The sequence below is a fragment of the Microbacterium sp. SORGH_AS_0454 genome (genome assembly GCF_031453395.1).
In the GTDB taxonomy this organism is placed as follows: Bacteria; Actinomycetota; Actinomycetes; order Actinomycetales; family Microbacteriaceae; genus Microbacterium.
Genome location: NZ_JAVIYS010000001.1, coordinates 1,922,154 through 1,934,708 on the forward strand (window position 1 = coordinate 1,922,154; position 12,555 = coordinate 1,934,708).

Consider the following 12,555-nt stretch of genomic DNA (forward strand, 5'->3'; position numbering starts at 1 on the left):
ATCACTTGGTCGGGGTGACAGGATTTGAACCTGCGGCCTCGTCGTCCCGAACGACGCGCGCTACCAAGCTGCGCCACACCCCGTTGCAACTAGAAAAGTCTACCCTGCCCGGAGGGGTGGTGCGAACCACGGCGAGCCGCTTCCGCTCCGTGGACGCGTCCGATGAGGGCGAGCGTGCCTCCCCGCAGGGGGAGAACGCTCACCCTCGACACGGATTTACGCGTGGGCGCTCGCTCTGCGGCGACGTGCGAGGCGCCAGGCGAGAACCCCCAGGGCGATGACGAGGGTTGCGGCTCCGCTTGTCTCCGCCAGCGACGGTGCGGAGAAGCCGGTGAATGCGAGCGCTGCGGGAACCGTCGGAGGCGCTGGCGGCGCAGACGAAAGCGCAACGCTCGTCGGGCTCGCGGTGGGCGACGGGGAGGGATCGACCGGCGGGGGAGAGAAGGCGAGTTGTTCCGTCTGTGCGGGGGTGGCGAACCGTTCCATCCAGAAATAGCGCGAGGGGAAATGCGGCACCGAATCGACGTCCTGAGACGTGCGCTCGATGCGCCACACGGCCGTGTACACCCCCGGCCCGGGAAGCGTCGTCGTGGATGTCCGGTAGGTGCCGGGACCGATTGCGGGGTCGGTACGCAGCTCGAGGTGCGCAACCGGGGTGAGATTCGCGGGGATCTCGGGCGACTCGGCGGCGAAGGCATTCGTTCGATAGACGTCGGCCGAGGCCGACACCACGACGAACGAGCCGTCGCTATGGCGGGGCCAGAGTCCCTCCGCCGCCTCGATCGTGACCTGGTCGACGAACCGTCCTCGCGCGTCGATCTGCGCGGACGTCACGATCTGCGGCGAGAAGCGAACGGGGCGAGGAGAGGCGTCTTCCGCTCGCAGTTCGAATGTCGTGGGATCGGCTGGCCCCGCAGATTCCTGCTGACCGGGCGTGGAGTAGTAGCGGATCGCTGCGGACCGCACGGTGAACGACCCCGATGCGCGGACGACGTAGGGGCGTCCCCCATCGGAGGCGCTGGGGGGAGCGACGACCTGGTAGCTCGTCGGGCCCCGAACACCTGTGCGTTCCGCGCTCCCGGTGTCGGCGAAGACGGCGTTCTCGAGCTTCAAGAATCCCTCGGCGGTCGCGTCCACGTCCACGGTCACCACCCCGCGGGTGGGATCGTCCTCGTCCGTCGACAGGGTCAGTGAACCCCCGACGCGCGGGACGGGGACCTGCTCCGCTTCTGCGAGATAGCGCACGGTCCGCTCCTGGATCGCTCCGCTGTTCTCGGGACTCGCGCGCCGCATGATGTAGTCGATCGCCTCCGTCAGCTTGTCACCGCCGTACCCCCAGGAGTGCAGCGTCGTGTCGCGATCGACGATGGCCTTGACCGCCCAGCCGACGCTCGCAGCCTGCACGGGGTCGTCGGTTTGCCCGTAGGTGCTGACGAGGTAGTTGACGGAGACGAGCTGTTGCGGGCTGAGTCCGTTCACCTGGCTCGTGGTGCCGTGGTCGGTCGTCGTGCCGGTGGCGACGGGGAGCCCGGGGTGGATGCAGTACGTGTGGACGTCGCCCACCCGCATCGAACCGTGCCATCCGGTTCGCGAGAGAGGGGCCCAGGTGCCGAAGCCGGTGCCCCGGTCAGCGGCATGTGCGGCCGGGGCGACGGCGACACCCACGAGGAGGGCGGCCAACGTCAGCAGAGCGGGCAGACGTCGGAGTGAGGGGGGAGGACGATGCATTCGAGGAGTCCCTTCGGTCGAGGAACTCGATCCTGCGTGACGTGCACGCCGGCGAGACGTCGAAAGGGCCGATCCGTGAATGGATCGACCCTTTCGACGATTGTGCAGAAGCCGTCAGCGTGGGAGCAGCGTCAACAGAGACGCCTCTGGCCTGCACGCGAATCGCACCGGCGCGTAGATCGAGTGGCCCAGCCCGGCGCTGACGTTCAACGGCACCGTGCGTCCGTCGTGAGTCCACTCGCTGAGGCCGCGGGCCTGGTCGAGCGGGATGTCGCAGTTCGACACCAGCGCCTCCCGGCGGAACGGCACGCGCACCTGTCCGCCGTGCGTATGGCCCGCCAGCAGCACGTCGGCACCGAAGTCCGTGAAGGTGTCGAGGGTTCGCCGGTAGGGCGCGTGCATGACGCCGAGGGTGAGGTCGGCGGCATCCAGTCGCTCCATCACGGGAGGGATGAGCTCGGGGTGGTCCCACTTTCGGTGGGCGTCGTTGACACCGAAAGCCGTGACGCGCAGTCCTTTCACCTCGACCGAGACGGCCGTGTCGTCGAGGATGTGCCATCCCAGGTCGTCGGTGAAGAACCGGTCGAGGGCGTCGACGTCGAGGTGCTTGTGCGCGGGCTGATGCCCGGACGGCCCGAGGAAGTACCTCAGCGGATTGCGCGGAGCGGGCTCCTGGAAGTCGTTCGACCCGTGCACCACCAGTCCCGGGATTCCGCGCAGGGGCGCGAAGGCCGTTCGGATGCCGGTGAGCCCGTCGCGGTGGCCGAGGTTGTCGCCCGTGTTCACGACGAGGTCGGGCGACAGCTCTGCGAGCCGTGCCATCCACTCCTGCTTGCGATGCTGCCAGGGAGCCATATGCGCATCGGAGACGTGGAGGACGCGGATCGGCTCGGCGCCCGGAGGGAGGACGCGCAGCGCGTGATAGCGGACCGTGAAGAGGTAGCGCTCGATGCCCATACCCCAGACGGCCGCCCCCACAGCGGCCGCCCCCGCGACCCCGAGGGGTGCGAGGGCGGCCGTCACGAGAGGACGCGTCATCAGCACTTCTTCGCGATGATCGACAGAGCGATGGCGGTGCTCTTGTTCGTCGCTGTGCCGGCAGGGGGGTTCGTCGCCGTCACCTGGCCCTCGTTGGGGGCATTACCGTCGGCTTGACAGGCTCCGATCGACACGCTGGTGAAGCCGGCGGCATTCAGTGCTGCCTGCGCGGCAGGTACGGTCTGACCGCCCACGTTCGGGACCGTTGCGCCCTGCCCGTTACCGGGGCTCAGGGTGATCTGCGAGCCCGCGGGCGCGGAACCGCCGCCGGGGTTCTGCGCGGCCACCGTGTCGGGACCCGAGGGGGAGTCGACGGGGTCACCGACCGTTACGCGGAAGCCCGCTTGGGTCAGCGTGGACGTCGCGCTGTCGATGCTCTGGCCCACCACGTTCGGCAGGTCGCGCTGCTGCGTGCGCAGCAGATTCGACGAGGGATCGGGGAAGCGGTCGCCGCCGTAGAAGTCATCGGACGCGCGCTGCACATCGGCCGCCAGGGGATAACGGATGTCCGAGAGAGCGCGACCGCCCCAGAACTTCTTGAAGACGTTGACGCCACCCTCGTAGTTGCCGACCCAGGCAGCGGTCGTCGTGTTGGTCGACGACTCGATCATCCAGGTCTGCCACTCTTCGTGCGTACCGGTCTTGCCGAGAACGGGAGTGCCATCGCCGGGGTTGCCACGGGCACCGGTACCGCCACGGGCCATGACGCCCTGCAGGGCGTATGCGGCCGTTGCGGAGACCTCCGGGGTCAGCGCAGCCGAGCAGGTGCGCTCGGGGATGGCTCGCTCCGCGCCGCTGCTGTCCGTGACCTTGTCGATCACCTTGGGCTGGCAGAGCGTTCCGCCGTTGGCGACCGTGGCGTAGGCCCCCGCCATCGCGATAGGCGAGACGTTGTCGCTGCCGATGACGTTGTTGGCGTACTGCATCGTGATATCCGAACCGTCACCCCGGGTCACGCCGAGCTTCTTGGCTGTTTTTGCGATGTCACAGAGGTCGAGCTGCGCCGCCATCTGGAGGTAACCCGTGTTGAGCGAGTCTCGCGTGAACATCATCGGTGTTCCGACGTAGCCGCCGTCGGAGCCGAAGTTGTTGATGCGGTCGTTGTTCTTGTTCACGTAGTTGCCGGTGCACGAATTCGTCATGTTCGGCACGGGGCCCATCCGGCCGTTCAGTGTCTCATTGAGGGAATGGCCCTTCTCGAGCCAATCGACGAGGGTGAACAGCTTGAAAGTCGATCCCGCATTGAAACCGATGGACCCGCCGTTCGTGCTGTCGCCCGCAAAGATCACGGAGTTGTAAGAGGGATCGGACTCCGCTTGCCCGGGGTCCTGCGTGAACTTCGTGTTCTGCGCGATGGCGAGGATGCGCCCGGTCTTCGACTCGAGGTTGACGACGGTCGAACCGAATTTCATGCCGTCGATGCTCGCGGGCGTGTAGGTGTTCATCGCGTTCTGCGCGGCATCCTGAACGCGCCAGTCAAGCGTCGTCTGGATAGTCAGGCCATCCTGGCGGAGGGCGCGCACGCGGTCGTCGGTGTCGGTGCCGAAAGCCGGATCGTTCAGGATCGTCGACACCACGTACTGGCAGTAATACGGCGCGGCGGACGAGGCGCACCCCTGGCTGGTGGGCGTGATCTTCGGCGAGATCGGCTCGATCGCGGCTGCCACATACTGCTCGTGCGTGATCTTTCCGTCGATCTCCATGCGGCTGAGCACGTAGAGCTGGCGGCCCTTAGTCTCGCTGTAGCCGTCGGCGGCGTTGACGAGTTGCTCCTGGGTGATCTCGCCGTTGTCGCGCAACGTGTAGAGGGCCTGAATCGTGCTCTGGTCGACGTCGTCGATCGAGCCGTCGGGTGCCTTGTTCCACGCGGTCTCGCCGTCGCTGATCGAGCCTTCGGGGCGGTCGATCCGGAAGCGGTTGGGGTTCTGCACCATGCCCGCGAGAACCGCCGCTTGGCCGACGCTCAAGTTGGCGGCGGGGGTGTCGAAGTAGTAGCGCGCCGCGGCGTCGATGCCGTAGGTCGTGCCGCCGAAATTGGCGATGTTGAGATAGCCCAGAAGGATCTGGTCCTTCGTGTACTCCTTCTCGAGCTGGATCGCGTACCGCATCTCCTGCAGCTTGCGCTGGTAGCCGGCCGCGCCGTCTGACTGCACGGCCTCGAGGGCGCACTTCTGCAGCGCTTCGTCGCGCGTCATCGCGGGAGTGGTGTCGGTCGCCTCGACGGCCTTCGCGTCGCGCTCGCAGCGCTGCACGAGCACGTTCTTCACGTACTGCTGGCTGATCGAGGAGCCACCCTGGGTCTCGCCGCCCGAGGCGTTGCTGAGCAGCGCGCGGGTCGTACCGATGAGGTCGACACCGCCGTGCTGGTAGTAGCGGGGGTCTTCCGACGACAGGATCGCGTCGTACATGACGGGCGAGACCTGGTCGAAGGTGACGGGGGAGCGGTTCTGGTCGTAGAACTTCGCCAGCACCCGGTCGCCGGCCATGAGCGTCGTCGGCTGCATGAGCTCGTCGGGCTTGAGGTAGCTGGGCATGTTGTCGAAGACGGTGATCGCGCTGGAGGCAGCGGCACCGGAGACGGCGATGGCCGGCGTCACGGCAGCGGTGACCAGGAGTCCAGCGACTGCGCTCAGGCCGACCAGGCCGACGATGCCGCCGAGGGCACCGCTAGCCGTTCGTTTGTTCTCGGGCATAGGCTTGATGCTAAGCGACGTTGCTGGGCGATGCCTTGAAGGCGTGCGCTCGCGCGCGGACGCGTCCACCCTCGCGCGCAACACAGCTGCGCGCTCCGAGCCACCTCCGGGAGCCCGTCATGACCACGTGGGAGTACCTCACCACACCTCTGCTCATCCACAACACCGCGGCGATCCTCAACAACTGGGGCAAGCAGGGGTGGGAGCTCGTGCAGGTGGTCACCGGTCCCGAGGGCGGACTCGTCGCCTACTTCAAGCGGCCCACCGGCGGTGGCGCGGCCAACGCCGGCCTGGGTGCTGCCGAGACGGCGGCGCGACAGTTCGAGGGCCAGCAGTGAGCGTTTCCGAGCGCCTCGCCGCTCTCGGCGTCGATGTCCCGGCGGTGGTGCCTCCGGTCGCGTCCTACATTCCGGCCAAGCGTCACGGAGACCTCGTCTACACCTCGGGTCAGCTCCCCATGGTCCAGGGTGCCCTGCCCGCGACCGGCAAGGTCGGTGAGTCCGAGGGTCTGATCGCCCCCGCGGATGCGAAGACCCTCGCCCGTCAGTGCGCGCTCAACGCGATCGCCGCAGCCGCGGCCCTCGTCGGCGGCGTCGACAACCTCACCGGCGTGCTCAAGCTCACCGGCTTCGTGGCATCCGTCCCCGAATTCACCGGGCAGCCCGGCGTCATCAACGGCGCGAGCGAGTTCCTCGGCGAGGTCTTCGGTGAGACCGGCGCCCACGCGCGCTCCGCTGTCGGTGTGCCCGTCCTCCCCCTCGACAGCCCCGTCGAGGTCGAGGTGATCTTCACCGTCGCCTGACGACCCCGGATGCCGGCACTCCGGCCTTCGCACGAGAGGGACGCCCTGGTCGCACGGGGCGTCCCTTTCGTCATCGTCGGGTATCTGTCTCGGCTGATTCAGAAGTGAAGGTGGGCAGGATGCCCCCGTGACCTCCTCTTTCGCGCCGAGCGGGCCGTCGGCTGCCGAGAACGCTCTTCTTATTCCCTCGATCCACATCCGGCGCGACATCGTGGTGGCGATCTCGACCATCGTCGTGCTCCTCGCCGTGGGATTCATCCTCCGCTTCGTGCCGATAGACGTGGCGTTCTCGAACGCGGCGCATCATCTCCATGTCAGCGCCCTCACCCAGGTGGCGGAGGCGTTCTACCGCTCGCTGAAACCGCTGCCGGCGGCGGGCATCATGGCCGTCGCCACGGTCGCTGTAGGCCTTCTCTCCCGCCGGTGGCAGGTCGCCCTCGCTTTCTTCGGGGGAGTGGCCGTGACGTGGGGTCTCGCGGAAGCGGCGAAACTCATCGTCGACCGGCCGCGCCCCGGGATGTCCGAGGCCATGACGCAAGCGGTCGGCGCGACGGCCGACCCGTCGTTCCCGAGCGGTCACGTCGCGTTCACGGCATCGTTCGCCGCCGTGTTGATCTGCGCGCTCTGGACGACGCGATGGCGCGCCCTCGGGATCGTCGTCGGGGTGGTGCTGGTCGTGGGGATGTCGGTGTCGGTCGTGGTCATCGGCGTGCACTACGCCGGGGACGCCCTGGCATCCATCGTCTGGGTGGCGGGGGTGTATCCGGCGGTGCGGGCGGGAGGGGCCATGCTCGTCATCCCGTGGGTCGAACGCACGATACGGCGATCGGTCTCGCACGGATGACGCCGCGCAGATGCTGCTCGCCGAACTCGGCACGAATGTGATCCGCCACGCTTATTCCCCCTGGAACAACGGTTTCGACCCCTGTCGCGATACGAGATGGCACGGCCACGGGGAGCGCCGTGATCGAGTTCGTCGAGAAAGATCCCGGATGCCGAAGCCCGCGGCATCCGGGATCCGAGCTCACTTCACTTGGGCGCTGATGACGCTCATGACGGCCGTGTCGGCGAGCGTGGTGGTGTCTCCGACTTCGCGGCCCTCGGCGACGTCGCGCAGGAGTCGGCGCATGATCTTGCCCGAGCGGGTCTTGGGCAGCTCGCCGACGATGTAGACGTCGCGGGGGCGGGCGATGGGCCCGATTTGCTGGCCGACCCAGGTGCGCAGCTCATCGCCGAGACCCTCGACGGGGTGCTCCTTCAGGTAGCGGCTCTTGATGATGACGAACGCGACGACGGCTTGACCGGTGGTCTCGTCGCTCGCGCCGACCACGGCGGCCTCGGCGACGCCCTCGTGTCCGACGAGGGCGGACTCGATCTCGGCCGTCGAGAGCCGGTGGCCGGACACGTTCATGACGTCGTCGACCCGGCCGAGCAGCCACACGTCGCCGTCGTCGTCGAGACGGGCGCCGTCGCCGGCGAAGTAGTAGCCCTTGTCGGCGAACTTCTCCCAATAGGTCTCGCGATACCGGTCGGGGTCGCCCCAGATGCCGCGCAGCATGCTCGGCCACGGTTCGGTGATGACCAGGAGGCCGCCGCTGCCGTTGCCGACCGGCTCGCCCTTTTCGTCGACCACGGCGACCGAGACGCCGGGGATCGGCACTTGGGCGGAGCCGGGCTTGGTCTCGGTCACTCCGGGGAGAGCGGAGATCATCATGGCTCCGGTCTCGGTCTGCCACCACGTGTCGACGATGGGGGTCTTGTCGGCGCCGATGATCTCGCGGTACCAGATCCAGGCCTCGGGGTTGATGGGTTCGCCCACCGAACCGAGCAGACGCAGCGAAGACAGATCGAACTTCTGGGGCACGTCGCGCCCGATCTTCATGAACGATCGGATGGCCGTCGGCGCCGTGTAGAAGATCGTCACGCCGTGCTTCTCGATGAGCTCCCACCAGCGTCCCGGATGCGGCGTGTCGGGGGTGCCTTCGTAGAGCAGCTGCGTCGCGCCGTTGGACAGGGGGCCGTACGTGACGTAGGTGTGTCCCGTGATCCAGCCGATGTCGGCGGTGCACCAGTACACGTCGGTTTCGGGGTGCACGTCGTGGACGACGCGGTTTGGTGAATGCGGCTTGGGTGAGGTACCCGCCCGAGGTGTGAAGAATCCCTTTCGGCTTTCCGGTGGTTCCTGACGTGTAGAGGATGAAGAGGGGGGTCTCGGCGGGGAACGCCTCGGCCTCGTGGTCGGCGGAAGCCTTCGGAACCACGTCGTGCCACCAGAGATCGCGGCCCTCGGACCAGTCGACCTCGTTGCCGCCCCGCTTGACCACGAGCACGTGCTCGACCGTCTCTTGCTCACCGGAGCCGTTGCGGTCGGCGAGGGCCAGGTCGACCGCGGGCTTCAGGGGCGACACCTTTCCCTTGCGCCATCCCCCGTCGGCGGTGATGACGAGCTTGGCGCCCGCGTCGTCGATGCGCGCGCGCAGGCTGTCGGCCGAGAACCCGCCGAAGACGACGGAGTGCACGGCGCCGATTCGCGCGACGGCGAGCATCGAGGCGATGGCCTCGGGGATCATCGGGAGGTACAGCGCGACGCGGTCCCCTCGCTCGACACCGAGCTCGGTGAGGACGTTCGCCAGGCGCTTCACCTCGTCGGTCAGCTCGGCGTAGGTGACGTTGCGCTGGTCGCCGGGCTCTCCCTCCCAGCGCAGAGCGATGCGATCGCCGTTGCCCGCTTCGACGTGCCGGTCGAGGCAGTTGTACGCGACGTTGAGCTCACCGTCGGCGAACCACTCCGCGAACGGGGGGTTCGACCAGTCGAGCACCTGAGTGAAGGGGCTGTGCCAGTGGAGCTCACGGGCTTGCTCGGCCCAGAAACCCTCGCGGTCCGTTGCGGCGCGCTCGTAGAGATCGCGGTGGGCGACGGCCTGGGCGGCGAAGTCGGCCGACGGCGCGAACCGGCGGGTCTCGTTGAGGAGGTGGTCGATCTGGCTGCTCATCGCGGCGCTCCTTCGCGTTCACGGACCCGCGCACCTGCGCGCGGTGTCCTCACTGTGGTCACGCTATCGACCCCCTCCTGCACCGGTTACCTCCGATAGATGGGATCGGGGTGAATGGGAAACAGGTGATATATCGCCATGAATAGGTCGGTCGAGTTGGCCGGACCCATCTGCACGCGTACTCTAGCTAGCGCCCGAACATCGCTTCCGGCACTCGCGTCGGGGGGAGCCCCCCAATTTTTCCCCGGCGCGTGGCGGCATCCCTCGCCCCCCACTGTAGGGATGCCGCCCCCTCTTTCTTGGCACTGTTGACCCTCGCTGTCGAGGGTCTGTCCCGAAACATCTCGGGTGGTTCCTCCCCAGGAGCCGTTGTTCACGCCGCCTCCACCGATCGCCTCGGACGGCCCGCGGACCGTCGCATCGTGACCCTACGGTCGTCGCGTGACCTTCCTCACCCCACTCCGCAACGGCCTCGACAACGGGGTCGTCGACACCCCCGATCCCGCGGTGGCGTTCCTCCGTCCCTTCCTCGACGACCCGTGTGTCACGGACCTCTTCGTGAACGGCGACCGGGGACTCTTCGTCGACCGGGGTGAGGGGGTCGAGCGGGTGACGTCGTGGCTGGCGAGCGAGGCCGAGGTGCGCCGTCTCGCGGTGCGCCTGATCGCGCTCGGGGGTCGTCATCTCGACGACGCATCGCCCTGCGTCGACGTCCGGCTCGAGAGGGGAGTGCGGGTTCACGCCGTTCTGGCACCCGTGGCTGCGAGCGGGACGAGTATCTCCGTGCGGGTCCCGAAGTTCGACGGCCCTGATCTCGGCGACCTCCAGCGCGCCGGCATGTTCTCAGCGCGTCAGCGGGAGCGGCTGGAGCGCCTCGTCGACCGGCGGGAGAACGTGCTCATCGCCGGGCCGACCGGGGCGGGGAAGACGACCCTCCTCGCGGCGCTGCTCGCTCGGGTCCCCGCGACGGAGCGCATCATCACGATCGAAGAAGTTGCGGAACTGCATCCCGACCATCCGCACCACGTCGCGCTCGAGGCGCGACAACCCAACATCGAGGGCGCCGGTGGCATCTCCCTCTCCCGTCTCGTGCGCGAAGCGCTGCGCATGCGCCCCGACCGGCTGATCCTCGGCGAGTGTCGGGGGGAGGAGATCCGGGACCTGCTCATGGCCCTCAACACCGGCCACGACGGGGGAGCGGGAACCCTCCATGCGAGCAGCCTCGTCGATGTCGCGACGCGTCTCGAAGCCTTGGGGGCCCTCGCGGGAATGGATGCCAGAACCTGCGCGCGCCAGAGTGCCGGAGCCATCGGCGCGGTCATCCACGTGGAACGTGTCGGCGGGCGGCGACGCGTGACCGGCTGGGGTCGTCCCGTGCTTCGGGACGAATGCCTGCGGGTCGAACCGGAGAAGTGGGCGTGAATTTCAGGATCCTCGGCCGAACGCGTCGGAACTCGCGTGGCGACGGGCGGAAAGCTGATCCGATCGAGACGGTTCTGCGTCTCGCCGTTCTGTTGTCGGGCGGAACCGCCCCGACTCTCGCCTGGAGATACCTCGCCGAGGGCGGTGACCCGGCGCTGACCGCTGCGGCTGACGCCGCCGAGCGGGGAGCCGACGTCGGTGCCGTCCTTCGCGCGGCGGGGGACTCCTGGCACGGCCTCGCCGCGATCTGGAGTGTGGCTGTGGCCGCAGGGGCCCCGCTGTCCGACGCCCTCCGCTCGGTCGTCGGCGCGCTTCGCGAGACCGCCGAAGTGTCGGCTGATGTGCGCGTCGCTCTCGCCGAACCGGCTGCGGCAGCCCGCCTCCTCGGCTGGCTGCCCCTCGTCGGCATCCCTCTCGGTGGTCTTCTGGGTTTCGACCCGGTCGGCACCCTGCTCGCAGATCCATTCGGACGAGGCTGTCTGGCCCTGGGGCTCATCCTGATGGCGACGGCGTACGTCTGGATGCGGCGCCTCTCCCGCAGGGCGCAGCCGCCACGGGTGATTCCCGGGCTGGAGTCCGAGCTGTGGGCGGTGGCTCTGTCTGCGGGGGTCTCCGTCGACCGGGCTCGCGGAGTGATCGACGACCTCGGAATCGACCCGACGGGGCGCGCCGAGGTGAGGGACACTCTCGAGCTGGCGACCCGCGCAGGCGTCCCGGCCGCCGAGCTGCTCCGCGGCGATGCCTGGATCGCGCGCTACCGCGCGCGAACCGACGGTCGAGTCGCCGCGGCGCGTCTGGCTACACGACTGCTCGTCCCCCTCGGCGTGTGCACACTCCCCGCCTTCCTGTTGATCGCCGTCGTGCCTGCCGCGCTCGCCGTCCTGCGGTCCACGGCATTGCCGTGATCGCCGTCCATCCGCCCCCGAGAAGAAGGAAAGATCCATGATCCGTTTCGTTCGCACCGCGATCCGCCCTCGACCCGCCGCAGACCTGCCCTCCCTCACGAGCGCTCGCGCCGGCGCCCTGTTTCTCGACGAACGCGGCGCTGCGACCGCCGAGTACGCCATCGCGACGATGGCTGCCGTCGCGTTCGCGGGACTACTCGTCGTCATCATGCGCAGCGATGAGGTACGCGGGATCCTGACGGACCTCGTGCGCCGTGCACTGACGGTTCAGTGAAGATCCCGCAGCTCGGGGAGCGCGGCGCGGCCACCGCTGAATTCGCCGTGGCGCTGCCGGCTGTCCTGCTCGTGCTCGCGCTCGGCGTCGGTGTGCTCGGGTCGGTGGCGACCACCGTCCGCGTGCAGCAGGCGGTGGCCGAGGCCGCCCGACTCCTCGGCCGCGGCGACGAGGACGCCCTGTCACGCCTCGCGGAGGTCGGCGCGACCGCCTCGGTGGACCGCGGCGGAGGAGTGGTGTGCGTCCGCGCCTCCGTTCCGGTGCCGCTGGGGCTTCCCCTCCCGCCCTCATCCGCCCGGGCGTGCGCCCTCGATGGAGGTCGCTGATGCCCGGCACGGTGACCACTGTCGGCGTGGTCGCCGTGATCGCGGGTCTCGTCTGCGCTCTGGCCGTGGTCGGCGGGGCCTCGCTCGCCGTCGAACGTCTGGCGGGCACGGCGGACGCTGCCGCCCTCGCGGCCGCGGACGCCGCGAGCGGGGCGGTGGCGGGAGTGCCCTGCGAGGAGGCCGCCCGCATCGCCGAGGCGGGGGACGCGAGCCTGCGAGAGTGCGATGTCGAGGGCCTGATCGCCACCATCACCGTCGCCGGGGCGTACGGTGGGATTTCATTCGATGCGCGCTCACGGGCCGGACCCCCCGAGGCCGCGAGCCCGTGAGACCTCCCGGAACCCGAACAGGGAGGCGTGTGTATGGTGTGCATC

At 68.7% G+C, this 12,555-nt stretch carries 11 protein-coding genes, 1 tRNA gene and 1 pseudogene; 8 read left to right on the top strand and 5 right to left on the bottom strand.

Annotation, left to right across the window (positions count from 1 at the left end; genetic code table 11):
- Window positions 1-6 precede the first annotated feature (6 nt).
- From QE454_RS08900 to QE454_RS08915, 4 genes are all read right to left on the bottom strand, one after another.
- Window positions 7-83 (bottom strand) — tRNA-Pro (locus tag QE454_RS08900).
- Between the two features lie 133 nt (window positions 84-216).
- Entirely contained in the window at window positions 217-1,728 is a 1,512-nt protein-coding gene (locus tag QE454_RS08905; protein WP_210073609.1) for a hypothetical protein, read from the bottom strand.
- 114 nt (window positions 1,729-1,842) lie between these two features.
- Window positions 1,843-2,766: a metallophosphoesterase gene (locus QE454_RS08910; protein ID WP_307456046.1), complete on the bottom strand. Its 924-nt coding sequence runs from the start codon at window positions 2,764-2,766 to the stop codon at window positions 1,843-1,845.
- A complete protein-coding gene (locus QE454_RS08915) occupies window positions 2,766-5,459 on the bottom strand; it encodes a transglycosylase domain-containing protein (protein WP_307456044.1) in 2,694 nt (897 codons plus the stop codon). Before QE454_RS08915 ends, QE454_RS08910 begins: the two co-directional genes overlap by 1 nt.
- A 119-nt stretch (window positions 5,460-5,578) precedes the next feature.
- On the opposite strand from QE454_RS08915, the gene QE454_RS08920 reads away from it, so the two are divergent.
- The 3 genes from QE454_RS08920 (at window position 5,579) to QE454_RS08930 (ending at window position 7,105) form a co-directional block, all read left to right on the top strand.
- Entirely contained in the window at window positions 5,579-5,797 is a 219-nt protein-coding gene (locus QE454_RS08920; protein ID WP_056229468.1) for a hypothetical protein, read from the top strand.
- On the top strand, window positions 5,794-6,261 hold the full coding sequence (locus tag QE454_RS08925; protein ID WP_307456043.1) for a RidA family protein: 468 nt from the start codon (window positions 5,794-5,796) through the stop codon (window positions 6,259-6,261). Before QE454_RS08920 ends, QE454_RS08925 begins: the two co-directional genes overlap by 4 nt.
- A 127-nt stretch (window positions 6,262-6,388) precedes the next feature.
- Window positions 6,389-7,105 carry a phosphatase PAP2 family protein gene (locus tag QE454_RS08930; protein ID WP_307456041.1) on the top strand — a complete coding sequence of 239 codons (717 nt, stop codon included), beginning with the start codon at window positions 6,389-6,391 and terminating at the stop codon, window positions 7,103-7,105.
- Window positions 7,106-7,285: 180 nt separating this feature from the next.
- Here the strand turns inward: QE454_RS08930 and acs are convergent.
- Window positions 7,286-9,254: pseudogene (gene acs / locus QE454_RS08935) on the bottom strand (acetate--CoA ligase).
- A gap of 441 nt (window positions 9,255-9,695) precedes the next feature.
- Here acs and QE454_RS08940 point away from each other — a divergent pair.
- The 5 genes from QE454_RS08940 to QE454_RS08960 are packed head-to-tail and all read left to right on the top strand — an operon-like array spanning window position 9,696 to window position 12,510.
- Complete coding sequence (locus QE454_RS08940) at window positions 9,696-10,676, top strand: TadA family conjugal transfer-associated ATPase (RefSeq protein ID WP_307456039.1); 981 nt, start codon at window positions 9,696-9,698, stop codon at window positions 10,674-10,676.
- The gene (locus QE454_RS08945) at window positions 10,673-11,581 is read left to right on the top strand and encodes a type II secretion system F family protein (RefSeq protein ID WP_307456037.1); all 909 of its coding nucleotides are present in this window, start codon (window positions 10,673-10,675) and stop codon (window positions 11,579-11,581) included. The genes QE454_RS08940 and QE454_RS08945 overlap by 4 nt, the downstream gene beginning before the upstream one ends.
- A gap of 37 nt (window positions 11,582-11,618) precedes the next feature.
- Complete coding sequence (locus QE454_RS08950) at window positions 11,619-11,855, top strand: DUF4244 domain-containing protein (RefSeq protein WP_210073659.1); 237 nt, start codon at window positions 11,619-11,621, stop codon at window positions 11,853-11,855.
- Window positions 11,852-12,181, top strand: a complete 330-nt coding sequence (locus tag QE454_RS08955) for a TadE family type IV pilus minor pilin (RefSeq protein ID WP_210073661.1) — start codon at window positions 11,852-11,854, stop codon at window positions 12,179-12,181. The genes QE454_RS08950 and QE454_RS08955 overlap by 4 nt, the downstream gene beginning before the upstream one ends.
- Window positions 12,181-12,510, top strand: a complete 330-nt coding sequence (locus QE454_RS08960) for an Rv3654c family TadE-like protein (protein ID WP_210073663.1) — start codon at window positions 12,181-12,183, stop codon at window positions 12,508-12,510. The genes QE454_RS08955 and QE454_RS08960 overlap by 1 nt, the downstream gene beginning before the upstream one ends.
- The last annotated feature ends 45 nt before the right edge of the window (window positions 12,511-12,555 follow it).